The 26,873-nt window shown below is 59.2% G+C and carries 28 protein-coding genes; 13 read left to right on the top strand and 15 right to left on the bottom strand.

The annotated features are described in order from the left end of the window. Positions 1-16: 16 nt before the first annotated feature. The 3 genes from RBB77_RS08860 to RBB77_RS08870 form a co-directional block, all read right to left on the bottom strand. Positions 17-853, bottom strand: coding sequence for a PASTA domain-containing protein (locus RBB77_RS08860; protein WP_353066569.1), 837 nt, complete (start codon positions 851-853; stop codon positions 17-19). 127 nt (positions 854-980) lie between these two features. Further along, on the bottom strand, positions 981-3,302 hold the full coding sequence (locus RBB77_RS08865) for a TonB-dependent receptor (protein WP_353066571.1): 2,322 nt from the start codon (positions 3,300-3,302) through the stop codon (positions 981-983). Positions 3,303-3,411: 109 nt separating this feature from the next. Next, on the bottom strand, positions 3,412-3,792 hold the full coding sequence (locus RBB77_RS08870; RefSeq protein WP_353066573.1) for a hypothetical protein: 381 nt from the start codon (positions 3,790-3,792) through the stop codon (positions 3,412-3,414). Positions 3,793-3,846: 54 nt separating this feature from the next. Here RBB77_RS08870 and RBB77_RS08875 point away from each other — a divergent pair, with 54 nt between their 5' ends. Continuing rightward, a complete protein-coding gene (locus RBB77_RS08875) occupies positions 3,847-4,308 on the top strand; it encodes a cupin domain-containing protein (RefSeq protein ID WP_353066575.1) in 462 nt (153 codons plus the stop codon). 31 nt (positions 4,309-4,339) lie between these two features. Here the strand turns inward: RBB77_RS08875 and RBB77_RS08880 are convergent, their stop codons facing one another. Together RBB77_RS08880 and RBB77_RS08885 are read right to left on the bottom strand one after the other, a co-directional pair. Beyond that, on the bottom strand, positions 4,340-5,794 hold the full coding sequence (locus tag RBB77_RS08880) for a cation diffusion facilitator family transporter (protein ID WP_353066577.1): 1,455 nt from the start codon (positions 5,792-5,794) through the stop codon (positions 4,340-4,342). Positions 5,795-5,822: 28 nt separating this feature from the next. Beyond that, entirely contained in the window at positions 5,823-7,178 is a 1,356-nt protein-coding gene (locus RBB77_RS08885) for an MFS transporter (protein ID WP_353066579.1), read from the bottom strand. A gap of 139 nt (positions 7,179-7,317) precedes the next feature. Here RBB77_RS08885 and RBB77_RS08890 point away from each other — a divergent pair, with 139 nt between their 5' ends. After that, positions 7,318-7,818: a nuclear transport factor 2 family protein gene (locus RBB77_RS08890; protein WP_353066581.1), complete on the top strand. Its 501-nt coding sequence runs from the start codon at positions 7,318-7,320 to the stop codon at positions 7,816-7,818. 3 nt (positions 7,819-7,821) lie between these two features. Here RBB77_RS08890 and ubiE read toward each other — a convergent pair whose 3' ends face one another. Genes ubiE through aroB form a run of 3 tightly spaced genes read right to left on the bottom strand, consistent with a single transcriptional unit; the run spans position 7,822 to position 10,109 of the window. After that, positions 7,822-8,598 (bottom strand): bifunctional demethylmenaquinone methyltransferase/2-methoxy-6-polyprenyl-1,4-benzoquinol methylase UbiE, encoded by a 777-nt coding sequence (gene ubiE / locus RBB77_RS08895; protein ID WP_353066583.1) that lies wholly within the window; start codon positions 8,596-8,598, stop codon positions 7,822-7,824. Between the two features lie 8 nt (positions 8,599-8,606). Further along, complete coding sequence (locus RBB77_RS08900; RefSeq protein ID WP_353066585.1) at positions 8,607-8,996, bottom strand: hypothetical protein; 390 nt, start codon at positions 8,994-8,996, stop codon at positions 8,607-8,609. A 3-nt stretch (positions 8,997-8,999) separates the two neighbouring features. Beyond that, positions 9,000-10,109: a 3-dehydroquinate synthase gene (aroB, locus tag RBB77_RS08905; protein WP_353066587.1), complete on the bottom strand. Its 1,110-nt coding sequence runs from the start codon at positions 10,107-10,109 to the stop codon at positions 9,000-9,002. A 163-nt stretch (positions 10,110-10,272) separates the two neighbouring features. Between aroB and nadB the strand changes: the two genes are divergently transcribed. After that, positions 10,273-11,844, top strand: coding sequence for an L-aspartate oxidase (gene nadB, locus RBB77_RS08910; RefSeq protein ID WP_353066589.1), 1,572 nt, complete (start codon positions 10,273-10,275; stop codon positions 11,842-11,844). Positions 11,845-11,878: 34 nt separating this feature from the next. Then, positions 11,879-12,121 carry a hypothetical protein gene (locus RBB77_RS08915; protein WP_353066591.1) on the top strand — a complete coding sequence of 81 codons (243 nt, stop codon included), beginning with the start codon at positions 11,879-11,881 and terminating at the stop codon, positions 12,119-12,121. Positions 12,122-12,175: 54 nt separating this feature from the next. Here the strand turns inward: RBB77_RS08915 and RBB77_RS08920 are convergent, their stop codons facing one another. Both RBB77_RS08920 and RBB77_RS08925 read right to left on the bottom strand, forming a co-directional pair. Then, positions 12,176-13,084, bottom strand: coding sequence for a TerC/Alx family metal homeostasis membrane protein (locus tag RBB77_RS08920; RefSeq protein ID WP_353067598.1), 909 nt, complete (start codon positions 13,082-13,084; stop codon positions 12,176-12,178). A 137-nt stretch (positions 13,085-13,221) separates the two neighbouring features. Further along, positions 13,222-13,428 carry a hypothetical protein gene (locus RBB77_RS08925; RefSeq protein ID WP_353066592.1) on the bottom strand — a complete coding sequence of 69 codons (207 nt, stop codon included), beginning with the start codon at positions 13,426-13,428 and terminating at the stop codon, positions 13,222-13,224. A gap of 207 nt (positions 13,429-13,635) precedes the next feature. Here RBB77_RS08925 and RBB77_RS08930 point away from each other — a divergent pair, with 207 nt between their 5' ends. Further along, the gene (locus tag RBB77_RS08930; protein WP_353066594.1) at positions 13,636-14,154 is read left to right on the top strand and encodes a DUF3761 domain-containing protein; all 519 of its coding nucleotides are present in this window, start codon (positions 13,636-13,638) and stop codon (positions 14,152-14,154) included. A gap of 51 nt (positions 14,155-14,205) precedes the next feature. Here the strand turns inward: RBB77_RS08930 and RBB77_RS08935 are convergent, their stop codons facing one another. The 3 genes from RBB77_RS08935 to RBB77_RS08945 are packed head-to-tail and all read right to left on the bottom strand — an operon-like array spanning position 14,206 to position 16,542. Then, a complete protein-coding gene (locus tag RBB77_RS08935; RefSeq protein WP_353066596.1) occupies positions 14,206-15,228 on the bottom strand; it encodes a M28 family peptidase in 1,023 nt (340 codons plus the stop codon). Then, positions 15,225-16,013, bottom strand: a complete 789-nt coding sequence (gene tatC / locus RBB77_RS08940; protein ID WP_353066598.1) for a twin-arginine translocase subunit TatC — start codon at positions 16,011-16,013, stop codon at positions 15,225-15,227. Before tatC ends, RBB77_RS08935 begins: the two co-directional genes overlap by 4 nt. Continuing rightward, complete coding sequence (locus RBB77_RS08945; RefSeq protein WP_353066600.1) at positions 16,006-16,542, bottom strand: Sec-independent protein translocase subunit TatA/TatB; 537 nt, start codon at positions 16,540-16,542, stop codon at positions 16,006-16,008. The genes tatC and RBB77_RS08945 overlap by 8 nt, the downstream gene beginning before the upstream one ends. Positions 16,543-16,887: 345 nt before the next feature. Here RBB77_RS08945 and nadA point away from each other — a divergent pair, with 345 nt between their 5' ends. The 4 genes from nadA (at position 16,888) to RBB77_RS08965 (ending at position 20,493) form a co-directional block, all read left to right on the top strand. After that, positions 16,888-18,042 carry a quinolinate synthase NadA gene (nadA, locus tag RBB77_RS08950; protein WP_353066602.1) on the top strand — a complete coding sequence of 385 codons (1,155 nt, stop codon included), beginning with the start codon at positions 16,888-16,890 and terminating at the stop codon, positions 18,040-18,042. Then, positions 18,039-18,470 carry a DUF2203 domain-containing protein gene (locus RBB77_RS08955; protein WP_353066604.1) on the top strand — a complete coding sequence of 144 codons (432 nt, stop codon included), beginning with the start codon at positions 18,039-18,041 and terminating at the stop codon, positions 18,468-18,470. The genes nadA and RBB77_RS08955 overlap by 4 nt, the downstream gene beginning before the upstream one ends. Positions 18,471-18,629: 159 nt before the next feature. After that, positions 18,630-18,935: a Fur family transcriptional regulator gene (locus RBB77_RS08960; RefSeq protein ID WP_353066606.1), complete on the top strand. Its 306-nt coding sequence runs from the start codon at positions 18,630-18,632 to the stop codon at positions 18,933-18,935. A gap of 91 nt (positions 18,936-19,026) precedes the next feature. Continuing rightward, positions 19,027-20,493: a catalase gene (locus RBB77_RS08965; protein WP_353066608.1), complete on the top strand. Its 1,467-nt coding sequence runs from the start codon at positions 19,027-19,029 to the stop codon at positions 20,491-20,493. A 69-nt stretch (positions 20,494-20,562) separates the two neighbouring features. On the opposite strand, the gene RBB77_RS08970 is transcribed toward RBB77_RS08965, so the two are convergent. Then, on the bottom strand, positions 20,563-21,660 hold the full coding sequence (locus RBB77_RS08970) for a M28 family peptidase (protein ID WP_353066610.1): 1,098 nt from the start codon (positions 21,658-21,660) through the stop codon (positions 20,563-20,565). Between the two features lie 87 nt (positions 21,661-21,747). Between RBB77_RS08970 and RBB77_RS08975 the strand changes: the two genes are divergently transcribed. The 3 genes from RBB77_RS08975 to RBB77_RS08985 all read left to right on the top strand — a co-directional run bounded on the left by RBB77_RS08975 (position 21,748) and on the right by RBB77_RS08985 (position 25,107). Continuing rightward, positions 21,748-22,908 (top strand): lactonase family protein, encoded by a 1,161-nt coding sequence (locus tag RBB77_RS08975; RefSeq protein ID WP_353066612.1) that lies wholly within the window; start codon positions 21,748-21,750, stop codon positions 22,906-22,908. A 187-nt stretch (positions 22,909-23,095) separates the two neighbouring features. Beyond that, complete coding sequence (locus RBB77_RS08980; RefSeq protein ID WP_353066614.1) at positions 23,096-24,277, top strand: SH3 domain-containing protein; 1,182 nt, start codon at positions 23,096-23,098, stop codon at positions 24,275-24,277. Positions 24,278-24,318: 41 nt separating this feature from the next. Continuing rightward, positions 24,319-25,107, top strand: coding sequence for a phosphotransferase enzyme family protein (locus tag RBB77_RS08985; RefSeq protein WP_353066616.1), 789 nt, complete (start codon positions 24,319-24,321; stop codon positions 25,105-25,107). Here the strand turns inward: RBB77_RS08985 and RBB77_RS08990 are convergent. After that, positions 25,098-26,264: a DegT/DnrJ/EryC1/StrS family aminotransferase gene (locus tag RBB77_RS08990; protein ID WP_353066618.1), complete on the bottom strand. Its 1,167-nt coding sequence runs from the start codon at positions 26,262-26,264 to the stop codon at positions 25,098-25,100. The two genes, RBB77_RS08985 and RBB77_RS08990, sit on opposite strands and share 10 nt — an antisense overlap. A 252-nt stretch (positions 26,265-26,516) precedes the next feature. Between RBB77_RS08990 and hfq the strand changes: the two genes are divergently transcribed. After that, a complete protein-coding gene (gene hfq, locus RBB77_RS08995) occupies positions 26,517-26,840 on the top strand; it encodes an RNA chaperone Hfq (protein ID WP_353066620.1) in 324 nt (107 codons plus the stop codon). Positions 26,841-26,873: the final 33 nt, after the last annotated feature.

Genomic DNA, 26,873 nt, shown 5'->3' on the forward strand with positions numbered 1-26,873 from the left:
AGCAACAGCAACTGGATTAGTCGGTGAGGGTGATGTGGACGGGATCGCCTTTGACAACGCGATGGCCGGCGGGAGGGGTTTGAGCGATTACTGTGCCGATGGTGGAGACGGCGTGGGCTACGGGTGCGGTGAAGGATGGTGTGGTGGCGCTGGGTGGGGATTGCGCGGTGAGGGGAGCGGCGGGTGAGGTTGAGCTGAGGTTGAGGTCTTCGGCGCTGGCGATGTGGAGGCCGGAGGATGCGGCACGGGCAGCGGCTCCGGCGAGGGTGAGGCCGGCGAGGGAGGGCATGACGAAGGCCTGAGGGGAGCTGGTTTGTTCGGGGTCGCTGAGGAGGAGGCTGACGCGGGGGCGGTCGACTCCAACGGCGTTGGGGGCGGGGGTTTGGGCGATGACGACGCCGGGTTCGCCCGGGGCGGCGATGTGGGATACGGTGCCGAGTTCGAGGCCGAGGCGGCGGATGTTGATGGTGGCGGTGCGTTCGGACTGGCCGATGAGGTCGGGGATGGCGACTTGTTGGGCGCCTAGGCTTTCGGTGATGCGGACGGGCCAGTCGCGGCGGACCGTGAGGCCGGGGCCGGGGGATTGGGCGAGGACACGGCCGGGTGGGGTGTTGGGGGAGTAGAAGCGGTTTTCGAGGGTGAGGACGAGGCCGAGGGAGCTGGTTTTTTTGCTGGCTTCGGAGATGGTGAGGTTGGTGAGGTCGGGGACTTTGACCTCGTGGCCGTGGATGGCGAGACGCATGGTGATGAAGGCGGAGACGAGGGCTACGGTGAGCATCGCGAGGGCGCCCAGCACGATGTTGAAGAAGCGATTGATGCTTCGGGTGACTTTTCTGGGGAGTATGGGCCTCATGTGTTTTTCAGAGTATAGCGGAGGGGCGGGTGCGAGGCTGCCTTCTCTGCAGGAGACCTGTCCTGCCGGACGGGCCTCCTGCGCGGAGGGCGGTCACTTCGTGACTTGTGTACCTTTTTTGGCGGGGTTAGTACTTGAAGCGGTAGCGTAGTTCGCCGAAGATCTCTCGCGGGTCGTTGAAGTGGAAGCCGCCGAAGGTGAGGCTGTTGTCTAGGAGGACTCGGCGGTTGGTTACGTTGGTGGCGGTGACGGACGCGGTTAGTTTTTCGGTGAAGGTTTTGCCGATCGAGAGATCGAAGGTCGTGTGCTGGGGTAGGTAGGGGTTGGGGTAACGTGGGTCGGCTGGTGGGCCGTCGGGGTCGAAGCCGCCGTTGGTGAAGCCGGAGCCGTAGTAGACGTTGGTGGAGGCGGTGGTGCGCCAGGGTAGCGTGGCGTTGAAGCCTACGTTGAGGGTGTTGCGCTGGTCGTGATCGACGGGGGTGTAGCCGGGATCGACGTCGCACTCGGCTGAGGTGGGAGGAGAGCAGATGAGGCCGCCGGTGATGGCGCCGCGCTGCTCGGCGATCTGGTTGGAGTAGGCAAGGTGAAACTGGCCTATGTTGGCGATGCGAGGGCTGCGGAGGGTTAGCTCCCAGGCGCGGATGAGGGCGCCGTCGACGGTGACGGGGAAGTAGATGCTGGAGTCGCCGATGTTGGAGTGGTCGAGGAAGTTGTTGATTCGGGTTTTGAAGGTGTCGGCGTCGAGAAGCCAGCCGCGGTAGGGGATTTGAACGCCGAACTGATGCTCTTCGTCGCGTTCGCCGTGGAGCGGGGCGAAGCTGGTGCCTGCGCTGAGGGCGAAGTTTTGAAGGTTGCAGGTGCCGTCGGCGATGGAGGTGGCGGAGCAACCGAAGGTGAGTAGAGGCGGGGGTTGGTAGAAGCGGCCGTAGAAGCCGCGGAAGACCCAGTTGAGTTTGGGGATGCGGAGAGCTACGCCGAAGCGTGGGTCAGTTTCGTTTTCAGTGAACTCGCCTTGAAAGTGGGTTTGGCGCAGGCCGGCGATGAGGGTGAGCCAGGAGGTGGGTTTGTAGTTATCGGAGATGAACTCTTCGATGACGCCGCCGGAGGCTGAGTCGGGCGTGAGGAAGGGTGCGGTGCCGGAGCCGTCGTTGAAGATGGCGCCGAAGAGGTAGTTGTCGTGCTGTCCGAAGGAGTAGAAGCCGGCCTGGATGGTGTTGCGGGCGAGCTCGGTGGTCATGTTGGCTTGTGCTCCGGCGTAGGTGGAGCTGCGGTCGGAGGTGGTGGCTACGGGGATGTCGTTGGGGTTGGATCCGTAGTCGGCGCGGTTGTAGTGGAAGAAGGGCGAGACCTGGAGGACGGTGGCGGGGTTGAAGGTGTGAAGCCAGGAGAAGGCAGCGACGGCGTCGGTTTCGTGCTGGCCGTCGCGGAGTCCGCTGGATTGGAACTGCTGGTTCCCGGGGCTGTTGGGGTCGGGGTCGTAGGGGATCTGAAAGTAGTCGGCGCGGACCTGGGTGATGAGGCGGAGTTGGTCTTTGGGTGTGGTGTTGTAGAGGAAAGATGCGAAGCCGCCATAGCCGTTGGTGGCGTCGTGGACGACGACTCCGGTGGGTGGGGAGAGGCCGTAGTCGCTGCGGTTGCCGTTGAGGCTGGCATAGTAGGCGAACTTTTCGGTGTGGTCACCGAAGTTGAGCTGGTCGTTGGTCTGGAGGAAGCTGCCTGCCGAGAGGATGAGCTCGGCCTGGCGGTTGCGCTCGAAGCCGGTGCGGGGGACGACGTTGAAGACGCCGTAGGTGCGGTCGCCTACGTCGGAGGTGTAGCTGCCGCGTTGGATCTCGATGTAGTCGATGTCCTTGGGGTCGATCTGCGCACCGAGGTTGCTGGCGATGTTGGTGTTGGGGATTTGGACGCCGTCAAGGAGCCAGGAGACCTGGTGGCCGCCGCGCATGTGGAGCATGTCGTGGGTGATGTAGGCGCCGGGGACGTAGTCGGTGATCATGGCGAGGGAGTTAGTGCGGTCGGCGCCGGGGGTTTGGGTGATGTCGTCGCGGCTGATGAGGGTGGTGGGGGTGACGGTGTTGATGTTGGCGGTGTTCACGTCAGTGGTGACGTTAGTGGTTTGTTCGATGGTGCCGAGTTGGAGTTCGATGTGGAGTATGGGCGCGGTGTCGGAAGCTAGCGTGAGAGTTTGTTTTGCCGTGTCGAAGCCAAGTTCAGAGATGGTGATGGTGTAGTCGCCGAGGGGGAGGGATGGGATGGTGAAGGAGCCGTCCTGCGCGGTGGTGGTGGATTTGGTGAAGGCGGAGTTTGTTGCGCGGAGTTCGATGCGTGCGTTGGCGATGGGGCGGTGCTGGGGGTCGTGGACGACTCCGTGGAGTTGGCTGAAGATGGTGGCTCGAGCGGTGACGGCGGCGAGAAATGACAGGAGACAGAGTAGAGCAAGCTTGCGCATGGGAATTTTCCTCGTCAGGTAGCTGACGGAGTTGGAACTGCGGAACAGGACGGCAGCGCGACGTGCTCTCGCGAATGGCGGGAGGTGCGTCGGCTGCTGGTCGGGTCGCTTAGAGGGAGAAGGAGGGAGGGCCGCGCTTTTGGCGGGAGCGATCGAAGGCTACGCGGGCGCGGGCTTCGGTCTGGGTTGTGACGGAGGGGTGGCTGACGATCTCTGCAAAGATGAGGGAGGCAGTGTGGGACGAGAGTTCTCCGTGCTGAATCTGGGTGACGGCCGCTGGATATGAAGGGCACTTTTGCGGGATCGTCGAGACGTTGTGACTCGAGCTGGAGGACTCTGTCTGGTCCATGTTCATCATGCAGTGATGGGCGCCGTTCCGTCTGCAACAGGCCGGAAGATTCGCTGCGGTGCTGGCGGTGAGAGCCAGTAGCGGCGAGATCAGCGGTGCGCTGAAGAGGAGGAGTAACGTAATGCCGATTAGGCGTCGCACGGTTTCATTGTAACGGAGGACTGTCACGGAAATGTCACGGCGGGGGAAGTGTGGATGGACAGCAAAGTGCTTAGATATTCTGAGGGACAGGAGATGAAATTGAAACTAGCCACTGTTTTGTTAACGCTTGTTCTTGCGTGTTTTGCGAATGCGGAGGATTCATCCTCGAAGATTCAGATTGAACCCCTTCTTCAAAGGACATCTTCCTGGGACGGCACACCCTACAAGGCTTACCCGGTTGGGCAGCCGAAGATTACCGTTTTGAAGATCACGATTCCGCCGCGGACGACGATGAAGTGGCATTCGCATCCATTTCCAAACGCTGGGTATGTTCTTTCTGGTGATCTGACGGTTGAGAAAAGGGACGGGACTACAAAGCATTTCGTGGCGGGTGAGGTCATCGCGGAGACAGTCAACAGTGTGCATCGAGGTGTCACGGGTGATGCAGGTACAGTGCTGATTGTTTACTATTCCGGAAACTCTGAGCTCCCGTTATCTATAAGCGACGAGAAGTAGCAGACTGCGGACTGTTGTCGCGATGGAGGTCTCAGCGGCGGTTGTCGGTGGCGGGCTCGGGGTGGATGAGGAGGCGGGAGACTTCGGGGCAGTCGAGTTTGAATGCGTTTTCGAGGGCAGTGATGATCTCGTGGACTTTTGACATGGGGAGATCGTCGGGGAGGGTGCAGTGGCAGTTCACCTGAATGCGGTCGGCTCCGTTGTTGTGGGCGCGTGTGACGAAGACCTCGTGAATGTCGAGGATCTCGGGGAATGCCTGGGCGCAGCGGCGGAGGCGGACTTCGAGTTGGCGGTCGCGTTCGGCTGAGGCGGGACGCTCGATGGTGGCGGGCTCGCTTTCGATGTGGGTGAGGATGGTGGAGATCTCGGGGATCTCGCGGCGGATATCGGATTCGAGTTGCGTGACGAGCGCGTGGGCGGCGCTTAGGGACATCTTCTCGTGGACCTCGAGGTGCTGCTCGACGTGGAGGGTGTGGTTGTACTCCTGAACGCTGACGTCGTGGATGGCGAGGTTGGAGCGGGAGGCGACGGCGCGGATGCGGTCGTGGAGGCTTTCGGCGGTGTCGGCGGTGGGGATGGAGTGGACGACGACGTCGGCGCCGGGGAGATGGCGGCGGACGGCGGCGGTGGCGGCCATGGTGATCTGCTCGGAGCGTTGGAAGGTGAGGTTGCGCGGGAGGCCGAGGGTGACATCGGCGAAGTAGTCCGGGCCAGAGCGGCGGGTGCGGATGCGGTCGACGGAGAGGACGCCGTCGATGGCGGCTACGTCGCGCATCATCTCGCGAGTCTGGGCGCGGGTCTCGATAGGGGTGGCGTCGGTGAGGGCGTCGATGGTGCGGCGGGCGAGGTTCCAGGTGACGTAGAGGATGATGCCGGCGACGATGATGGCGGCGATTGGGTCGGCTAGTTCGAGTTGGGGGATCTGATAGCGCTCGCCGATGAAGCTGGCGACGAGGCCGAGAAGGACGGCGATGGAGGACCAGATGTCGGTGCGGAAGTGGATGGCGTCGGCTTCGAGGGCTTCGCTTCGGGTTTCGGCGGCGATGCGGTGGAGCTTGCGGGAGCGGGTGTAGTCGACTGTGATGGAGAGGAACAGGGCGAGGAAGGGCCAGATGGAAAAGTTGAGGGCGAGATGCTGGCGGTGGGTGATGCGGTGGATAGCCTCGGTGAGGATCCAGACGCAGGAGCCGAGCATGAGGACGGATTCAATGGCGGCGGAGAGGCTTTCGATCTTGCCGTGACCGTAGGTGTGGTCGGCGTCGGCGGGGCGGTCGGAGACCTGGACGGAGAAGAGGGTGATGCCGGCGGCGATGAGGTCGATGCCGGAGTGGGCGGCCTCGGAGAGCATGCCGAGGGAGCCGGTGAGGATGCCTGTGAGGAGTTTGAAGAGGGTAACGGCGAAGGCGGCGATGACGGAGAAGAGCGCGGCAGAGCGTTTTTCGCTGTGAGGGGTTGCGGCTTGTTCGGGCTTGGCCGTGGTGCTCATCAGGAAGATGGTACAGGGTTTTGAGGGCTCAGGTTTTGTGGAGGCGGCGACGTGTTTCGGCACGCAGATAGAACATGATGGCGGCGCCCAGGAGCATGGGGAGGCTCATGAAGAGGAGGGCGCGTTGATAGTCGCCGGTGAGGTCCTTTGCGAAGCCGACGAAGTAGGGTCCGAGGAAGCCGCCGATCATGCCGATCATGTTCATGGTCGCGATACCTGCGGCGGCGGATCGGCCTTGAAAGAAGCTTCCGGGGAGAGACCAGAGGGGTCCCTGCATGGCGTTGTAGGCGATGATGATGGTGCCGATGGAGGCTACGACACTGATTGGATTTGTCGAGAGGCTGCAGGCGAAGAAGCCTGCGGAGATGAGAAATGCCCACGGAATGACGTGCATGTAGCGTGGATAGTTGCTCTCGGGGTTGCGGCGTTGGACGCGGTCGGAGTAGATGGCATTGAGCAGCATGGCGGCTGCGCCGAGAAGACTGAGTGCGGCGATGATGTAGCCGACTTTTGATGTGTTGAGGTGCGTTGCGCGCTGGATGATGTCGGGAGCGACATAGGTGTAGGCGTAGGAGGAGCCGAGCATCAACAACATGAAGATGCCGACCTGCCAGACGCGGGGGTCGAAGAGGGCGGCGCCTAGGGCGTGGCTGTTCTCGCCGATGAGTGATGGGTCGTTGCGGACGTGATGGATGATCCAGGTGCGCTCGTCTTCGGTGAGCCATGTGGCTTGCTGCGGGCCGTCGGGGAGGAGGAGCAGGAAGACTACGCCGAGGAGAATCGCGGGGATGCCTTCGACGAGGAAGAGCCATTGCCAGCCGCGAAGACCGAGGTGGCCGTCGAGATTGAGGAGTGGCCCTGCGATGAGGCCTGTGACGACGGAGCTGAGCGGCAGTGAGATGTAGAAGCGGCTGATGGCGCGGGCGCGAAGCTCCTGTGGGAACCATTGCGTGAGGTAGAAGATGACGCCGGGGAAGAAGCCGGCTTCGGCGACTCCGAGGAGGAAGCGTGCGGTGTAGAACTGCCATGGGGTGCGGACGAAGAGCATGAGGATGGCGATGATTCCCCAGGTGACCATGATGCGGGAGAGCCAGCGACGGGCTCCGAAGCGATAGAGCAGGAGGTTCGAGGGGATTTCGCAGGCGGCGTAGCTGAGGAAGAAGAGGCCTGCACCGAAGCCGTAGATGGTGGCGCTGAAGTGGAGGTCACGGTTCATCTGGAGCGAGGCGAAGCTGATGTTGACGCGGTCCATGTAGGCGGCGCCGTAGCCGAGAGCGATGAGAGGGATCAGGCGGCGGGTCGCTTTGCGCATGGCGGATGCGCCGATGGCTGCGTCAGGTGAGACTGGCGGCTCGTCGATGATCTGCTGCGAAGTGGAGGCCATTGGTGTTCCGTCTCATTGAGCGGGTGAACGTGCGATTTGGGCTGGGGAACTGAGGGGAATATATCACTGGAGATGATGATGGAGAGCGAGTGTCTTGTTGTATCGTCGCGTGATTGGATAAAAGATTGGGGAGGGTTCGATGTTGATGAGAGTTCGAGGTGTTTTCGCTGCGGCTGCGCTTGCTCTTATGTTTTTCGTTGCTGTTGATAGCTCCATCGGTCAGGAGATAGCGCTGGGTGCGGATCAGGGGCAGGTTGTCGATACGGTGAAGGCGGTCTTCGCGGCGGCTACTGTGGATGATCTTGCGAAGTTTCATGCGGTGGTTGCGCCTAGGTTTTATCTGTACGACGCGGGGGCGCGATTTGATGGGGACGCGATCATGGCCTTGATCAAAGCTCAACATGCGAAGGGAACGCGTTATGTGTGGAACGTTACGGAGCCTGACGTGCATGTCATCGGGGACACGGCGTGGATCGCTTATGTGAATAAAGGCGCCGTGACGGATGAATCAGGGACTAGAGCGCAGAGTTGGCTTGAGTCGGCGTTTCTTGAAAGGCACGGTGGGGTTTGGAAGATTGTGTTCATGCACAGTACGCGTGTGCCTGCGACTCCGCCGTCTGCTACTGTTTCGATGCGGTAGTGGTCAGGGTTTGGTGGCGTGGTAGAGGCCTACGACGCCGAAGGTATAGCTGGTCCATGTGGCGTTAGTGAACCCGGCTGATTTGAGGAGTTGGAGCATGCGGGGTGGGCGGGGGAAGCGCTCGACTGAAGCATTGAGGTAGCTGTAGGCGCGTTCGTTGCCGGTGATAAGGCCGCCGAGACGAGGCAGGATGGACTTGAAGTAGATGTTGTAGAGCGCGCCGGTGAGACCTTCGGGTTGGTTGCATTCGAGTATGCCAAGCTGGCCGCCGGGGCGCAGGACACGAAGGATCTCGGTGAGGCCTTCGTGATAGTTGGCGAGGTTGCGGAAGCCGAAGGCGGAGGTGACGAGGTCGACGGAGTTGTCGGCGATGGGTAGGTGGAGGGCGTCGGCTTCGATGGGGACTACGTTGTGGGAGGCGAATTTTTTTATGCCGAGCGACAGCATCTGGTGGGAGAAGTCTACGGCAAGTATGGGTGTGGCTCCAGGGGTAGTGGGGCGATGTTTGAGGAGGGCCATCGTCATATCGCCGGTGCCGCAGCACAGGTCGAGAGTGACGGCTTCCGGATGTTGGAGGATGGGTTGGAAGAGGCGCGCGGTGCGCGTCCACCAAGTGCGATCGATGCCAGCGGAGAGGAGGTGGTTGGCGCGGTCGTAGCCGGGGGCTATGGTGTCGAACATCTGTTGGACGTTCGCTGCGGCATCTTGTTCACTGGAGACGCCAGCGGGCCGGGCTCCGGTGGAGCGTTCGTGTTCGGGAGTCGTGTAGCTATTGGACATTACTACCTTCAAATATCTCTAAACGCCAAAACTTGCTGAGTGCCGACTTGTCGTTTGGTTGCTGCGTAAGAAAAAGTCATCAACAGGATCGTTAGAAGCAACAGTTCGCCAAACCAGCCATTGAGCATGTTTCCAAAATGTCTCGGCACACTTACTAGATACATATCGACCCATTGCGCAATGAAAAGTAAGCACAAGCCAAATGTTGCAGCCGCCAGCGACCTAAATCCGACCAGGTAGATAGGAAATGCCATGGTGAGACATAAGTCTGTCGCTACGTCGAGCAACATTGAAAACCCAATGCCCAAAACCGCGAACATTCCGAAAAGGGTTTCTAGTAAAAGAATCAGGCCGGCAGCGCCAACGCACACTCTGGACAAAGTTCTCAAGTTCATCATTCATCACCTTTTTTGTCGCATGAGGGTGAGCATGTGGTTGGTGGCTGCTAGGAGTTCTGGTTCGGTTACGTTGCGGACGATTTCTACTTTGCCTATGGCTGTGGGGAGGATGAAGGCGCGGATGCCGCTGCGATTTTTCTTGTCGCGGGAGGTTAGGGCTACTAGTTTTTCGGCGGTGGCTTTGAAGGTGGGGAGTGGGCCGTAGCGGAGGATGAGTTTGGTGATGCGCTCGGCTTCTTTGGGCTTGATGGTTTTGCGTGCGATGGCTACGTTGAGTGCGGCGATTGAGCCCCAGGCTACGGCTTCGCCGTGGAGTAGCTGCTGGTAGTTGGTGGCGGCTTCGATGGCGTGGCCGATGGTGTGGCCAAAGTTAAGGATCATGCGTAGGCCGGACTCTTTTTCGTCTTTGCTGACTACGTCGGCTTTGACGCGGACCGAGGCGGCTACTACTTTCGTCAGGGCTTTGGTGTCGGCGTTTTTCTTTGTGTTGAGGATGGCTGCGGCGTTTTGTTCCATGAAGCGGAAGAGTTTGGCGTCGTAGATGATGCCGGCTTTGATGGACTCCTGCAGGCCGGCGCGTAGCTCGGCTGGGGGGAGGGTGCGGAGGAGGTCGGTGTCGGCGAGGACGGCTTGCGGGTGGTAGAAGCTGCCGATGAGGTTTTTGCCTGCGGTGAGGTTGACGCCGGTTTTGCCGCCGATGGAGGAGTCCACTTGCGCGAGGAGGGTGGTGGGGATTTGGACGTAGCGGATGCCGCGCATGTAGATGGCGGCGAGGAAGCCGGTGATGTCGCCGATGACGCCGCCACCGAAGGCGAGGAGGAGCGAGTCGCGGTCGGCTCCGGCGGTGGCGAGTTGCTGAGCGAGGGCTTCGACGCTCGACATGCGCTTGTGGCGCTCGCCTGCGGGGTGGAAAAGGACGGTTGGAGGTTCTTTGAAGGATGCGAGGAAGTGTTTGGACCAGAGAGCCCAGATGTTGGGGGAGGTGACGATGAAGGGGCGGAAGGGTTTGCCGGGGTTGAGCTTGGCCAGGCGCGGATGGAGCGTGCGGAGGAGGCCGGAGGCTATGGTGACGTCGTACTTTGCGGAGGGCGTGTTGACTGGGATGACGGGCACGGTGTCTTCATCGTATCGCAGGTAGTTTCGAGATCATGTCATCTTGTCCTGCCGGACGGGCCCGCTGCGCGCGGGGCGGGCGTTCGCACGCCTCTTTAACTTGTGTTAGGCGGGATGAGGGCTGTCGCCTCCCGTTGGGCGGCAAATGATCTAGCATCGATGTATGGGACGGTTTGATTTTTTGGTTATTGGGGCAGGTATTGCAGGGCTAAGTGCAGCGATTCGGTTGGCAGAGACGGGCACGGTGCTGGTGGTGACGAAGGAAGAGCTGGCAGAGTCGAATACGGCTTATGCGCAGGGTGGGATCGCGGTGGCGATGGGTGGGGATGAGGATGTCGCGCTGCACCTCGAGGACACGATGGCGGCGGGCGATGGGCTGGTGAACCGCGAGGCTGCGGCGGTGCTGGTTTCGCAGGGTCCACAGAGAGTGGAGGAGCTGTTGGAATGGGGGACGGCGTTCGATAGATACCCTAAGGACAAGAATGGGGATGAGGGTGAGTTGATGCGGACACGCGAAGGGGCGCATAGCCTGTCGCGGATTCTGCATGCGAATGGAGATGCAACGGGGAAGGAGATTGCCGTGTCGTTGCTGCGGCATGTGCGGGCGGGTGGTTTTGACAAAGGCACGATTGAGTTGATGGAGTGGACTACGAGTGTGGATTTGATTGTTGAGGGAGGACGCGTGGTGGGGGCTACGCTGCTTGATGGTGAGGGTGGGCTGAGGGTGGTTCGGGCTGGGGCTGTTTTGCTGGCGAGTGGCGGGGCGGGGCAGGTTTATAGCGATACGACGAATCCTGCGGTGGCGACGGGGGATGGGATTGCGATGGCTTATCGGGCAGGTGCAGCGGTGAGCGATATGGAGTTTTATCAGTTTCACCCGACGGCGTTTAGTGAGGTTGGTGCTCCGAGGTTTTTGTTGAGCGAGGCGCTGCGGGGTGAGAGTGCGTATCTGGTGAATGCGAAGGGGGAGCGGTTTATGGAGCGGTATCATCCGCTGCTGGAACTGGCTCCGAGGGATGTGGTGGCGAGGGCGATTACGCGTGAGGGGATGGATGGGCCGGTGTATCTGGATATGCGGCATGTGAAGAAGGATCTGCATGCACGGTTTCCGGGGATCTCGAAGTTTCTGGCGAAGTATCGGCTAAAGTTGGGGAGGGATCTGATTCCGGTGCGTCCTGCGGCGCATTATTTGATGGGCGGGGTGAGGACGGATGTGCAGGGGAGGACGTCGCTGCCGGGATTGTATGCGGCGGGTGAGGCGGCGTGCACGGGGGTGCATGGAGCGAATCGGCTAGCGAGCAATTCGCTGCTGGAGGGGTTGGTGTTTGGGGCGCTGACGGCGGAGACGATGGTTTCTGAGACGCTGGGGGAGGACGGCGGTTTGGGTGTAGCGACGGCGGCTTCCAATATGGGTGTGAGTTCGGAGGCGGTGACGGAGAAGTGGATCAAAGAGCTGCGAGAGTTGATGTGGAAGTACGCAGGGCTGCTGCGGGATGCGGACGGTTTGCGGCAGGCGAAGCGTGGTCTGGATGCGTTGGGCGCGGCGATGCCGAAGGGGCTGACGCGGCGAGCGGTGGAGGCTCGAAACCTGCTGGTGGTGGCGGAGCTGATTGTGGCTTCGGCGCTGGGGCGGGAAGAGAGCCGGGGGGCGCATTTTCGGAATGATTTTCCACTGCGGGGTGAGGGTGCGAAGCACTCGGTGATGCAGCAGGGGAGGCTTGAGTTTGTTGCCTGAGGTGAGTGAAGTTCGGAGTGAGCGGGATTTCCACGTGAAGCGTGACCGGGATTTGCAACGTTTTGTTGTATCTGCTGCGGGGGCGGTGATCAGCTTTTGTGTGGTCGCCGCGGGGGTTTATTACAAGCTTGCGGACGTGAGGGTGAACGGTATTTTTCACGGCGGGCCTGCTTCGCTGGCGGCTGCCATGGCCGGGTTGTTTGGAGGCGGAGTCGTCGCACTGTTGGTGCTGGTGTTTCTTTTGAGGTGGGGGAGCAGTCGCGAGTTGGAGCCGTGAGGAAAGCGCCGACGTTGGAGATTTTCTTCGATGGGTTCTGATGGGGTTGGAAGACTATTTTTTTGAAAGCAGCGAGATCGCGATCGTTGTTCCCAGGATGACTACGATCATTGCGAGTGAAGTGAGTGGGCCGATGTCCAAGTGGTGGGCGGCAAGCATTTTGAGAGCCGCAAAGGCCAGGACTGCGGCGAGGCCGTAGTGAAGGAAGCGAAGCTTGGCGAGCAGGTGGGCGAGCAGGAAGTAGAGCGATCGGAGACCCATGACGGCCATGATGTTTGACGTGTAGGCAAGGAAGGGATGGCGGGTGATCGAGAGGACGGCAGGGATGGAGTCAAGCGCGAAGACGACGTCGGTGAGTTCGATGGCGATGAGGGCCAGGAAGAGAACCGTGATCATGCGCTGGCCGTTTTCGATGACGAAGAACTTGTCCTGACGGAGGCTGACGGGGTGGAGACGGGCTAGCCAGGCGATCCAGCGGGGGGTGTGGGTCTCGTCTTTTTGGGCGCTTGGCAGGACCAGACGGATGGCGGCGATAAGCAGAATAGCGGCAAAGACGTAGCTGACCCACTCGAAGTGATCGAGGAGGCCTATGCCTGCGGAGATGAAGGCTCCACGCATGAGGATGGCGCCGAGAACGCCCCAGAAGAGGGCTTTGGGCTGATAGGCGGGCTCGATTTTGAAGAGGCGGAAGAGGAGGAGAAAGAGGAAGAGATTGTCGATGGAGAGCGACTCTTCGATCGCGTAGCCTGCGAGGTATTGGGTGGCAGGCAGGCTTCCCATGGAGCGAAAGATGAAGAAGGCAAAGGCAAGGGCGGCGGTGACCCAGAGGAAGGTGGCCGCGACGGAGGTGGACTGCGTTTTAGAAGGACCCTGATAGCGAACGTAGAGAAGCTCGACCCCGAGGAGGACGAGAATGAACAGGTGAAAACCTATCCAATGGCCGATTGGAGTCGCAGCGAGCATCACCTTGGATGCTACAGCGCGGAACGGCAAAATGTATGAAAGGGGCCCGGTAAGTTCTTCTGGCAGGGGAGCCGTTGGGGAGGTTCGACGGAGATCTTAACTGTCGAAACTGCGGCTTTGCCGATTCAGACTGCCGGCTAGCGTACGCCGGCGACCATCGAGTAGACCGTGTAAACGATAACTGCGAGTGCCAACCACATGAGGGAGGACAGGAACAGGCTGCGCGCAATGTCGATTACGTGTTGGTTGTTCTCGAGGAAACCAGTTGCGTTGTTTGGGCGAACGGTGCGGTTGGTTAGACTTCTGTAACGGTTGTGTATGTCTGCGTACGTTGGTGTCTGCATGGTCCCTCCTATCGGCCAAGACTAGGGCTAGCATTAGCGAGGTACTATCCCTCGAATGCGGCAGTTTGTAACTCGTTTGGGTCACAATAAGGCCTGGTTTTGATGGCTAGTTGCTGGTTTTCTTCCGGTTTTTGGTGACATGGTATGCGGAATGGGGTAGGATTTGGCGGTATTCGGGCCCTCTAAATCCAAGGAATGGGAGCGTTTATGAAGACAGTGATCTGTTTGATGGCGGTTGCGGCGGGGCTTGTGGGTACGCAGCTGGCTGTGGGCCAGGCGGCACCACCGGCGGGATCTACGGGGATGTGTAAGGACGGAACGTATTCGACAGCTGCGAGCAAGCAGGGCGCCTGCCGGGGTCACCAGGGCGTAAAGGAGTGGTATGCGGCCGCTCCGGCTGCGGCTGCTGCTCCGGCCGCTGCGGCGGCTGCACCGGTAGCGGCTGCGAAGACTGCGCCCGCTGCGGCAACATCTGCTGCTTCGACGACCGCCACAAGCACGGCTGCGGCAGCGTCTGGAAAGCAGTCACCATCGCAGAGGGCAGCGGCTCTTCCGCAGGCCGCCGGTGGTGGACCAGGCCTAGTGTGGGTGAATACGTCGAGTAACGTCTATCACTGCTATGGGTCGGACTACTACGGGAAGACCAAGGCTGGGTCGTATATGTCTGAGGCGGATGCAAAGGCCAAGGGCGCTCATCCTGACCATGGAAAGGCCTGCAGCAAGTAGTTCATTTGATAGCTGGATTTATCCAGCGCCTCTGATGCCGATGCTTTGGCTTCAGGGGCGCTGGTTGACTAAGCGGATCATCTCGAGGACGATGTCGCCGGAGATCTGGAGGGAGTGGGCGCTGATCTTGTCGATGGTGTCTTTGTCGGTGTGGTGGTAGCCGTCGGGCATGGCGTCGGTGGTGGGGCCGTAGTGGGCGTCGATCAGATCGAGGACGGGGACGCCGCGTGCCGCAAACGGTAGGTGGTCATCTTCTTCAGCCTCGCGGTATTTGAAGATGGAGGCGGAGTGGCCGGTGTTTTTGGCGGCGACTTTGAGCAGATCGAGCAGCCAGGGGGTGGAGTTCTCCACGTAGTCGATGTTGAGGTCCTTGTCGGCGATCATGTCGGCGACGAGGAGGGCTTTGATTTTGGTGAGGGTGCCGTCCTGCGACCACTTGGCGGCTAGGTGGCGGGTGCCGTAAAGGGAGTCGGAGTTGGACCAGGTTTTAACTGCCTCTTCGCCGTCGTCGAAGACGAGCCAGATGGAGTAGCCCTCGGGGGGGTGGGCGCGGAGGATGGTGCCGATCTCGATGAGCAGGGCAGAGGTGGCGGCGCCGTCGTTGGCTCCGTAGAAGTTGATGTCGCGGAGGGGATAGTTGGTCTCGTAGTGGCTGACGAGGACGATGATGCCGTCCTTTTTGCCAGGATATTTGACGATGTAGTTGGTCATCGTCTGGAGACCGGCGGGGGTGGTGGCAGTGAAGGTGTCGGCGATGAAGTTGCCTTTGGCGGCTTCGGGGGCGAAGTGCTGTTTGAGGAACTCTTCGGCTTTGGCGTGGCCGGGAGAGCCGTTGAAGCGCTTGGGGGCTACGTCAAGGAGTTGTTTTGTGAGGGTGTAGGCGGCCTGTCCGCTGAACTGCGTGGTGACTGTTTTCTGGGCGTGGGCGATTGGCGCCAGAAGGATGAGCAGTACCACAACGGTAAGCGATAGATGACGTGATAGGAGAACTTCGGTCTTAGAGTTCAGGCACGGGGTAGACGGTTTTGTGGCGCAGCGGAGCCGTTGGGGATACAGATTCGTGGGAAGGATCATGCGGCTTTATTGGCCTCTTTGGCTTTGCGGCGCGACGGGTGAACGAAAAATGCGACACCCACGCCGAGGAAATAGAGCACGAGCATGGGACTTGCGAAGAGGATCATGCTGAAGGGATCGGGCAGGGGGCAGATGATGGCCGAGATGAGGAAGATGACGAGGATCGCGTAGCGGATGTGTTTGAGCAGGAACTTGGCGTCGACGATGCCGAAGAGGGAGAGAAAAAATATGAGGATCGGCAGTTCGAAACAGATGCCCAGACCGAGGATTACGGCCAGGAAGAACTGGGTGTAGTCCTCGATGGTCAGAATGGGATTGAACTTTTTGCCGAAGTCGAGAACGAGGACTTTGATGGCGCCGGGAAGGACCCAGTGGTAGCCGAACCATGCTCCCGCGAGGAAGAGCCCGATGGTTGCGGCCATGAACGGGACGACGTAGCGCTTCTCGTTGGCGTACATGCCGGGCGAGATGAAGAGCCACAGCTGGTAGAGGATGAAGGGAGATGCGAGGATCGCTCCACCGAGCAGGGCGGTCTTGAGATAGAGATTGAGGCCGTCGGTGGGATGGGTGAAGTTGAGGGCGATATGGAGGTCATCTAGGGGCTTCTGGACGAAGCCGTAGAGACGCTCGTGAAAGGCGTAGGCAACGGCAAATCCAATCAGCAGATAAACAGTGGCATGGATGAGGCGCTTGCGGAGCTCGGTGAGGTGCTCCATCAGGCTCATGCCGGGGAGATCGGCGCGGTCGGTGACTGCGGCTCGGACGCTGTCGACAAGATCAGCCATGCTGAGTGGCCTCGCTGGCGGCTACTTCGCTGACTGATTCTGATTCGGCCGTGTGGGGGATGGAGTTGAGGACAGGGGAGAGGGCCGAGTTGCTGACGGGAAGACCGGTCGAGGGTGGCATGAGATTGAGGTCGCCGGAGGTGGCGATGGGAAGGGGGGACGGGGATGGAGGCGCCGTCTGCGGGTGGTCTTCCACCAGCTCCTGAGTGAGCTGGGCGATCCGTTCGGGAGTGACGTCTGATTCTGATGCGGAGTCTGCTGTGAGTGCGGGGGGTGCGATGGTATTTTCTCCAGCGGAGATTGCGGGGGTCACGGGAGCGGCGGCCTCCATGGCAGCGATCTTCTTGCGCTGCTCCTCCTGGTCGGCGACGCGGAGTTCGTCTTCCATTTGCATGCGGAACTCATTGGAGGCGCGGCGAAACTCTCCCATGAGTTTTCCGAGTTGGCGGGCGAGTTCGGGCAGCTTCTTCGGGCCGAAGAGAAGCAGGGCGAGGAAGAAGATGACGGCGCTGTCCTGAAAGCTAGGCATAAGTCAGTCCCATGATACGGCTTACGAGTGGACGGAACAAATGGATGGAGGGCGTTGAGGCTGATAAAATCGCTGGGGTAGGGCAGCAGGATGATTTGAAGAAAGACGCATCGTCTGAATATGGATTGCGTCTAATTGTGAACGAGCGATCGAACTGGTCGCGAGTAGCGAAGTGGTAGGAGTTGCAACACCCCCGTGGGTTGGGTGGCGGCTTGAAGGAGCCGGCACAGTGAATCTACTGCAACTCAAGCAGTGCATGCTTTCAACATCCCCGTCTCGAAGGCGAACGATGGTATCGGCTGAAGCCGCTACCTGACGACCTTGTGAGACTGAAGGCGGAGTACTTTGAACGGACTATTGGAGATCGCAACGGCTGACGCCGTGGCGGAGAATGTTGCAGACTCGTGTTCCTTAGATCACTACCTTGCGCAACCAGACCATACGATGGATGCCCGGATCGCTGCGGCTCGGGAGAAACTTGGCACGGATGTGGTTCTGCTGGGGCATCACTATCAGCGTGATGAAGTGATTCGGTTCGCTGACTTTACCGGCGACAGCTACAAGCTCTCGAAGGTTGCCTCCGAGACAAATGCGAAGTACATGCTGTTTTGTGGTGTGCACTTTATGGCTGAGACAGCGGATGTGCTGGCGCGACCCTGGCAGCAGGTGATTTTGCCGGATTTGAATGCGGGCTGCTCGATGGCGGATATGGCGGAGATCGGGCAGGTGGAAGACTGTTGGGATTCGCTGGAACGTGCAGGGCTGACAGATGAAGTCGTTGGTAGTCTGATTCCGCTGACGTATATGAACTCGGCTGCGGCGATCAAGGCTTTTTGCGGCGAGCGAGGCGGGTTGGTTTGCACCTCGTCAAATGCTCGCGGGGCATTTGAGTGGGCGTTCGCGCGCGGCAGCAAGATTTTGTTTCTTCCTGATCAGCACCTTGGACGCAATACTGCGTTTGCGATGGGGATTCCGTTGAGCGAGATGGTGGTCTGGGATCCTTATCAGATCAACGGCGGATTGAGCCCGGATCGGTTGAAGGCAGCAAAGGTGATTCTGTGGAAGGGACACTGTTCGGTGCATCAACGGTTTTTGCCGGAGCATGTCGATCGCGTGCGCCGGGAGGAGCCTGGAATGCAGGTGATTGTTCATCCGGAGTGCCGTTGGGAGGTTTGCCAGAAGGCAGACGACGTGGGTTCGACGGAGCATATTATTCAGGCGATTGAGCGCGCTCCTGAGGGTTCTAGCTTCGCCGTGGGGACGGAGATTCATCTGGTCAACCGTTTGGCCAAGCGGTTTGCCCCGCTGGGTAAGCGGGTGATTACGCTCGATGACTCGGGATGTTTGTGCACAACGATGTACCGGATTTCGCCGCAGCATTTGGCATGGGCTTTGGAGAATCTTGTCGAGGGAAAGGTTGTGAATCGCATCAAGGTGGACGATGATGTGAAGCAATGGGCGCATGTAGCGCTCGACAGAATGCTGGAGATCAGAGTTTGAACAAGACGTTTACGTTGGGCGAGGCACAGACGCTGTTGCCAGTAGTAGAGGCTCTGCTAAGGAAGGCACAGGAAGCACAGGTCCGGGCCGAGGAGCTCGAGTACGAGATGCAGCAGTTGAGTCACAGGATTTTTCTGTCTGGCGGCATGCATGTGGATGTGAGTGTTGCCGCCCGGCGCCGGGCAGAGCGCGATAAGGCTGTGCAGTCGGGCAGGGATACGCTGGCGGAGATCGATTCGATTGGGGTCCAGGTAAAGGATCTCGAGCAGGGGCTGCTGGACTTTCCTTACGTGATGGATGGGAAGACGGTTCTGCTTTGCTGGAAGCTTGGCGAACCGGCGATTACCCACTGGCACACGGAGGAAGAGGGGTTCGCGGGGCGAAAACCTTTGGATTCGAGATTTGGGAAGACGGAGCGGTTGAACTAGCGGGTGGGCGGCCACTTGTGGATAACTAGATCTATTGAACGATAATCTTTATCGTTTATACTCGCCTCATGTCGGTGGACGAGGCCAGGTCGTTTCGTGAGGTTTGGCAGAAGAACGGGGATCGCGGCGACGCACCAACGGCAGGTCTTGTACGAAGTGATGAAGACAATGCATGGCCATCCGAGTCCGGAAGAGGTTTATGCGCAGGTGAGGAAGAGGGTGCCGGCTATCTCGCTGGCTACCGTCTACAAAAACATACATTTATTTGTGGAGAGCGGCGTCTTCCGCGAAGTGAGCATGCATCATGGCTCGCTGCGGGTGAAGATGAATGATGAATCGCATCACCGCATGGTGTGCTCCAAGTGTAAGGCGATTGCCGACATGGAGAAAAAGAACTCGGGTTGGCTTCGCAGCACGACAAACTGCCCGGTGGCTTTCTGGTGGAGCGGTATGCAGTGGATGTGATTGGCATTTGTGCGAAGTGCCAACAGGCATAGGGCGATTTTCTTAACAACTGTAGAGGTGATCTATGGCAGAAGACTTGAAGAGTAAGCAAATGACTACCGATGCCGGGCGACCGGTTGGCGATAACCAGAACTCCATTACGGTGGGTAATCGTGGGCCGATCGTGTTTGAAGACTATCTGCTGTTTGAAAAGATGGCGCACTTCAATCGTGAGCGTGTGCCTGAGCGCGTGGTTCATGCGAAGGGCTCGGCGGCGCATGGCACGTTTACGTGCACCCATCCTGACATGGCGAAGTACACGACTGCGAAGGTTTTTGAGAAGGGCAAGAAGACCCCGACGTTCCTCCGGTTTTCGACTGTTGGCGGGGAGAAGGGATCTGCCGACTCCGAGCGCGATCCGCGTGGGTTTGCGTTGAAGTTCTACACGGAAGAGGGCAACTGGGATCTGGTGGGAAACAATACGCCGGTGTTTTTCATCCGCGATCCTTTGAAGTTCTCGGATTTTATTCATACGCAGAAGCGTGATCCAGAGACAAATCTGAAGTCGCCGAAGATGATGTGGGATTTCTGGTCGCTTTCGCCGGAGAGCCTGCACCAAGTGACGATTCTGTTTTCGGACCGTGGCACTCCCGACGGCTATCGCCACATGAATGGATACGGCAGCCACACGTTTTCGCTGATCAATGCAAAGAACGAGTTGTTTTATGTGAAGTATCACTTCAAGACGAAGCAGGGGATTAAGAACTTCACTCGCGAAGAGGCCGACCACATGAAGTCTGTGGATATGGATCACTCGCAGAGCGATCTCTTTCATTCGATCGAGAAGGGTGACTTCCCGAAGTGGACGGTGCAGATTCAGATTATGCCGGAGGCTGAGGCAGAGACTTACCACATCAATCCGTTTGACCTGACGAAGGTGTGGCCTCACGCGGACTATCCCGTGATCGAGATCGGCGAATTGGAGTTAAACCGGAATCCGGTGAACTACTTTGCTGAGGTCGAGCAGGCGGCGTTCGATCCGAAGAATGTTGCTCCAGGCATGGGCTTTTCGCCGGACAAGATGCTGCAGGGGCGGTTGATCAGCTATCCGGATGCGCACCGGTATCGCATTGGAGTGAACTACAATTTGCTTCCGATCAATGAGCCGAAGTGTCCCTACAGCACGTACAACCGAGATGGCAGCATGCGCTTCGGTGAGAACGGCGGCAATGGTCCGAACTACGAGCCGAACAGCTTTGGCGGTCCGACGCAGGATAAGAAGTACCTTGAGCGTCCTGTGACCTACAACACGGCGACTGTGGGTAGGTACGACCATCGCGAGCATGATGGCGACTATTACACGCAGCCGGGTAACCTGTTCCGTCTGATGACGCCGGATGCTCAGGAAAGGCTGTGCGGAAACATTGGAGCCGGTCTGGGTCAGGTTGAGACGCGGATCCAGGACCTGCAGATCAATCACTTCTACAAGTGCGATCCGAAGTACGGCGAAGGTGTCGCCAAGGCTATTGGACGCAAGATTGAGGATATTGTGAGGAAAGAAGAGCTGGTTCATGCATAAGTAACTGATTGTGTTACGTAAAAAGAGCGGCCCTTTGCGGGCCGCTCTTTTTGTTCACTGAAAGCCGATTCAGCTTACGGGCGGGTGTGCGTTCAAGGGCGGAGGCCCGGTGGGGTTGGAGTCGGGTCTGCGGCCTGGATTCCATTCGGGCTTCCAGTCGGAGTCGGCGAGCCAACGGATGGGATTGATCATCGAGGCGATGGCGTTGGTCATGTGGCTGAAGTCGATGGTGCGGATCTCGTCGCTGGGCTGGTGATAGTCCTTGTGGAGACCGTAGCTGGAGACGGTTTGAGCGATGATCCCTTGCTGGGCTAGTGCGTAGTTGTCGGAACGGCGGAAGAAGTTCTCTTTGGGGTGAGGGTCATTGACCAGGTGGGCACCGTGTTTCGCCAGTTCAGGGCCAAGATTCGAGCGATCGAAGCCGGTGAGCCAAAGGGTTCCTGTGGGGACTGCAGGGTCGGGGCGGCCGATCATCTCGAACTCGAGGTTGGCGACGATGCTGGTGAGGGGGACTGGAGGATGCGCGAGGAATGCTCGGTTGCCAAAGCCACCGAGTTCTTCAGAGCCGAAGAGAGCGAAGACGATGGTTCGCTTCGGGTGCGGGCCAGTGGCGAGAATGTGGGCTAGTGTCAGTACGGCTGTGGTGCCGGAGGCGTCGTCGTCTGCTCCGTTGTAGTTGGTGTCACCAGAGGAGTTGGCGGGACCGATACCGAGATGATCGAGATGCGCAGTGAGGAGGATGACCTCGTTGGGAGAGGTGGTTCCCCGCAGGATGGCGATTGCGTTCCAGGTCTCTTTTCGTGGGATGTCCTGGAATTTTGCGATGCGCTGCTGGGTTCGTGCGGGAAGAGGGACGGGGAGGGTTGACTTTTGGAGGAAGGTGCCGTTATCTCCGCCGGGTTCGAGGCCGAGGGATTGGAGCTGAGAGGCGACGAAGAGGGCTGCAATGTGCTCGTCGCGTGTGGCTGAGCCGCGGCCGTGTAGTTCGTCGTCGGCGAGGAAGTTCATATCTGCGTGAACTTCCTGTTGCAGAGTGGCGGAGGGAGATGCTGTTTGCTTGGCTGCTGCGTCGAAGGAGTGGGCCTGTGACGCTTGAGACTTGAAGGGAAGAGTCAGGAGCAGGGTTGCGGCTAAAGGCAGAGAATATAAAAGCTTCGAGAGATACATTGCGGAAATTATAGAAGAACCTTCAATGAATTAATTCCGTGTTGCCTGTGTCTGCTGCGAAGATAGAGGAAAAGGGGTTCGGTGGCGATGGAACGAAGGGGAAGGTTGCGGCGGTCGGTTGCAGTGGGTGCCGCGATGATTTTGCCGGTCTTTACTGGCTGCACGGGATTTTTTCCTCCAGTCAATAATTCTGGTGGTGGAACTGGTGCGACGGGGAACCAGGTGTACGTCTTGAATCAGACGACGAAGTCTGTGAGTGGATTCGTTGTGGGGACGGGGACGCTGAAGGCCGTGAACAACTCGCCGGTCACGCTTGGGTCTCAACCATTTGCTGAGGTTGTAACTCCGAATAATGCGTTTCTTTATATTGCGGGGCAGGCATTGATCAGCTTATATTTGATCAACTCCGACGGATCGTTAAGCGCGCCGAGCGGCGGCGCCGAGCAGAATGCGGTGACTGCTGCTTCGCTGGCGGTTTCACCGGATGGGCAGTGGCTGATTGCGCTGGATAGCCTTACGCAGCAGCTGGACATTTACCAGATCAATTCGTCGACTGGGGCGTTGACGGCGGCGGCTGGATCGCCTGCAGCCTATCCAATCCCTTCGGGATCCGGTACGTGGCAGCCATCGATGGTTCAAGTTTCGCCGGACGGGACGCTGATTTTTGCTGCCCTGGGCACTGCGGGCGATGCTACCTTCACGTTCAACACAACGACGGGATTGGCTACGAGCAGCCAACATCTGCCGAATGTGAATGCGAGCACGGGCGATTATGCACTGGCCGTCGATCCGAAGACTGCCTACTTGTACATTGCGCGGAGCGGGACTAATGGTGGAGTTGCGGTGTACATCATTGGGTCGGGAGGGACGCTGAATTCGGTCACGGGTTCGCCGTTTGCCGCGGGAAATGGGACGCAGTCGGTCGTACTGGATAGTACGGGGACTTATGTGTATGCGGGAAATCGAACGGGTGGCACGATCTCCGGGTATACGATTGTCGCGGGAACAACTCAGGCGGCTTTGACGTTGAACCCGCTGAGCGGGTCGCCATATTTGAGTGGGACTTCGGTGCAGTCATTGGGGATCGACAGAACGGGCAAGTATCTGTTGGCGGCGGCGGTTGGCGGCAGCCCGGACCTGACGATGTACAGCTTCGACATTACGACTCCAGGCAAGCTGGATCCGGCTACGAGCATCGCTACGGATACAGATCCTGCAGGGGCTGTCGCGGTGGCGCTAACGCATTAGCGGCTGCGTTTCTGCCTGGGGCGCAGGTGTTGGAGTTGGTGCGTGGGTTATGGATTTGACGTGGCCGCCGTTAGTATGGAGATAGTGTTGTGCTGTGACGCGGAGTTTCAGGGCTATCGTTTCTTCTTCTCGACAATTCGATTTCGTGCGGTACTTTTCGCGGGTTTGCAGCTTCGTAGCGGTTTCGATGGTGCTAATTGCGGGCGGGAGTGGCTGCTCGCGGCTGCGGCCTAAGCCGCCAGCACAGTACGTGTATGTGACGGCGAAGCAGACCTTTCTGCGCGACAGGGTGGCAGCGGTGTCGAATCGCACGGCGACGGTGGAGAATGGCGATCGGCTTGAGGTGCTTGATCGCGGGCGGCGATTTGTGAAGGTGCAGACGGCCAAGGGTGAGCAGGGTTGGATCGACGAGAAGGTGGTTGCGACCCAGGACGTCTTCGACGAGTTTGAAAAGTTGAAGCAGGATCACAAGGCTGATCCGGTGGTCGCGTCTGCGGTGGTGCGGGATGAGGTTTACATGCATGCCAAGCCTGGCCGCGATACGGAGAGGTTCTTTCGGCTGGCGGAGGGCGAGAAGCTGAAGCTGTTGGCGAGGGCGACGCTGGCTAAGCCGGTGCCTCCGGGAACGCGAGTGGCTAAGGCCGTACCTGCTTCTGCGGCGCCTGGTGCGAGCGTAAATGGTGTAGTGGCGAAGGGTGCGAGGGCTGTTGGGACTACGGCTGAAGCGGCGCCGGAGGAGCCTGTGCCGCCGGCGATGGAGGACTGGTGGCTGGTGCGTGACTCCAAGGGCGATACGGGGTGGCTTTATAGCAGGATGATGGATGTGGATGCTCCTGACGCTATTACGCGGTACTCCGAGGGGCAGAGGATTGTGGGATCGTATGTTCTGACGACGGTGAACGATCCCGAGGCCGAGCAGGACGACAAGAATATTCCGATCTACGTGACGGTATTGAGCCCGTATAAGGCTGGGCTGACGTATGACTTCGATCAGGTTCGCGTGTTTACCTGGAACGTGAAAAAGCATCGTTATGAGACGGGATATCGCGACAGGAATATCGAGGGATATTTGCCCGTCGATGTGAAGATGGCGACCGATCCCTACGGAAAGTCGCCAACGGCTACTACGCCGGCGCCAACCTTCTCGTATCGAGTATTGGCGGATGATGCGGGGCCGGTGATTCCGGATCCGGTGACCGGAGCGATTGTGCCGGGTAAGACGGTGCTGAAGACCTATCGGCTGGAGAGCAATCTGGTGCGACGGGTGCTTCAGCCGGGAACGACTGCGCCGGGAGAGGCTCATCCGGAGCCTTTGTCGGACAAGAAGAAGGCGGCGGCAAAAGGCGGCAAAGGAAAAAAGAAGAGGTAGGGTCGGCCTGATATCGATTGCGTGCGTGAGTCGAAGTGACTATGAGCGATCAGGAGGAGCGGCTGTTTGGTGGGAATGTGGCGGATGCGGTGGTTCGCGTCGGCGCGACCGTTCGCAAGCCTGTGACCGAGGCGACGAGTAGCGTTGAAGCGTTTCTGGAACATCTCTTCGAGGTTGGATTCAGAGGGGCTCCGCGAACATTGGGCCGGGATGACAAGAGGCGTCATGTACTGGAGTATGTGCCGGGAGCGACTCAAGAGCCTTTCTCGTACACCAGTGAGGAGTTGGGGCGAGTGGGGCAGCTGATTCGAGAGTTTCACGCGGCTGCGAAGAGTTTTGTTCCGCCGGAAGGGGCGCTATGGAAGGTTGTCATCGGGCCCGACGCGGAAGAGTTGATATGTCATCATGATCTTGCGCCGTGGAATTTGGTTCGGGGTGGAGACCGGTGGGTCTTTATCGATTGGGATGGGAGCGGGCCCGGGTCGGTTCTGTGGGATGTGGCTTATGCGGCGCAGACCTTTGTACCTTTGATCCATGGTGGAGAGCCTGCTGTGGATGCCTCGCGGCTACGTTGCTTTGTGGATGGGTATGGTCTGGATCGATCGCAGCGTGAGAAGTTGCCTGAACTGATGGTCGCTCGAACGAGAGCGATGTTTGAATTGGGGGAGCGCGCTGCGATCACTGGGGAGCAACCGTGGGCTCGACTGCACGCGGAGGGCCATGGCAGTCGTCATTGGAGGCAGGCTGCGGACTATGTCGAGCGTCATCTGGAGATCTGGAGAGATGCGCTGCTTGCTGGCTTTGACGATGATTGTCGCGGTCAGGCGTAGAAAGCTGTGATGGCGTCGACTACAGATTGTTGTTCGTCTTCGCGCAGCTCTGGGTACATGGGAAGTGCGAGAACTTCATGGGCGGCGGCTTCGCTGATGGGGAAGTCTCCCTGCTTGTAGCCAAGGTGAGCCAGGCTGGTTTGCAGGTGCAGGGGGACAGGGTAGTAGATCTCGCTGCCGATTTTTTGTTCTGTTAGGTAGCTGCGGAGTTCGTCGCGGCGGGGAGCGCGGATGACGTATTGATGAAACACGTGTCCGGCGCGCGGGTCGGTGATGGGGAGGACGACTCCTTCCTTTGCCGTGTCGGCAGTGAGGTTCGCTTTGCGGAGGAGTTGATCGTAGAAGAGAGCGTGCTCGCGGCGCTGCTGGTTCCACTTGGGCAGGTAGCGGAGTTTGACCTCGAGGACGGCAGCCTGAATGGAGTCAAGGCGGGAGTTCCAGCCGATCTCCTCGTGATAGTACCGGCGGCGCATGCCGTGGGCGCGGAGGATGCGGGCGTGGTCGTCAATCGCGGCGGACGTAGTGGTGACGAGGCCGGCGTCTCCCATGGCGCTTAGATTTTTAGTGGGATAGAAGCTGAAGGCGGCGGCATCGCCGAGGGCTCCTGCGGGGACTCCGTTCCATGTGGCTCCGAAGGCCTGCGCGGCGTCTTCGATGAGGAGGAGGTCGTGACTTTGTTTCAGCGTGGTGAATTGGTCCCAGTCGGCGCACTGGCCGTAGAGGTGGACGGGGAGGACGGCCCTGATGTTTTTGGTTGGGCTGGAATGTAAAAGCTCTTCCACCGAGACCGGGGAGAGGTTGAATGTAGTGGGGTCAATGTCAGCTAACAGAGGTGTTGCGCCGCAACGGAGGATAGCGCTGACCGTGGCGAAGAAGCTGAAGGGGGTTGTGATGACGGCGTCGCCGGGGCCGACGTTGGCAGCGGCCAGGGCGAGCCAGATGGCATCCGTGCCGCTAGCGCAGCCGATGGCGTGGGGCACGGCACAGACGACGGCTGCAGCGAGCTCGAAGCTGGTGACCTGGGGGCCGAGGATAAAGTGCTGCGAGGCGCATACAGCTTCGATGGAGTTCAGTATTTCCTGCCGGAGGGTAGCGAACTGGCGGGAGAAGTCAAGCATTGGAACGGGTTGCGAGTTACGGAGGGTCACATTTGCCATGGTATATCGCTCGTATGTAGCTGTGGGGACAGCGCCAGACTTTCATTCTGCATTGCAATGCGTCTAACGAAGTATTGCGTTCGTCTCTACAATGTGGCGAGGCAATTTGATTATTGCCGTGGATGCTCGTATTGTTGACAGTCTTGGCTTTAGGCTTAGCCGTTGGATGCGCTGAGTTTTGTTCTAAAGCCGATGGGTCACGGCAAACGCTCATTGCAGTATGAACATTTTTGGACAAAGGAGATCGGCCCCATGGAATCAAAGCCGGCACAGAACATTCAGGATACTTTTCTCAACACAGTGCGAAAAGACAAGAGTCCGATCACGATTTACCTGGTAAGTGGCGTGAAGCTAACGGGGAAGATTCGGTCGTTCGATAAATACTCCGTGCTGCTGGAGAACAACAGCCAGGAGCAACTGATCTTCAAACATGCGATCTCGACTGTAGTGAGTGGACGCGCGGGAGTACATGGCGATGTGCGGACCGACGTGAAGCCAGAAGTGCGGGCGTCGGTAGGTTCGGCTCCGGCTACTGGCGCGCCAGTACAAGAAGCGACAGGGACCCAAGGCCGTTAGCCGTTGACAACTGAAGGTGCGAAGATCGGTGGA

This window comes from Tunturibacter psychrotolerans (assembly GCF_040359615.1).
Classification (GTDB): domain Bacteria; phylum Acidobacteriota; class Terriglobia; order Terriglobales; family Acidobacteriaceae; genus Edaphobacter; species Edaphobacter psychrotolerans.